The 480-nt window shown below is 46.9% G+C and carries 1 protein-coding gene; it reads right to left on the reverse strand.

The features are described 5' to 3' along the window. Positions 1-68 precede the first annotated feature (68 nt). Positions 69-323, reverse strand: coding sequence for an AroM family protein (locus E2K52_RS14855; protein WP_151205733.1), 255 nt, complete (start codon positions 321-323; stop codon positions 69-71). Between the last annotated feature and the right edge of the window lie 157 nt (positions 324-480).

Raw genomic sequence — 480 nt, forward strand, 5'->3', positions numbered from 1 at the left:
GGCGACTGTAAAACGATGCAGCCAAAGTTTGCCTTTGGCTGCAATGAAATCAGTCTTTATGCCGGTTATCAGGCAGGAAAACCTTGCAGGTCTCGCTCCACTTTACGACGCGAAACATGGGCCAGCTGGATGTCATTTAATAATGTGAGAATGGTGTCTTCGCCTGCTTCTGGCGCGTACTCCGCCATCACTTCTTCACGACTTAACTTCCCCAGCAGGCTATGATGGGAAATATTATCTTCGTCAATGTATTCCGTCAGGAGCGGCAAAACCTCCTGCATAGGTACAATGCCGATGGTCAGGATCGCCAACGACGCACTCATTGTTCATCCACCTTACTTTTCTTTCGTCGTTAATTACCGGGCAAGTGTGAAGCACCACTGCTGACACTTACTTGTGCTACAAATGACAAAAAGCGTAGCAGCAGACGTGCACGGCATAATGTAAAGATTCCAAATGATTCCAGTAATGGATTGTTAT

The sequence above is a fragment of the Acinetobacter sp. RF14B genome (assembly GCF_006864105.1).
In the GTDB taxonomy this organism is placed as follows: Bacteria; Pseudomonadota; Gammaproteobacteria; order Pseudomonadales; family Moraxellaceae; genus Acinetobacter; species Acinetobacter lwoffii_C.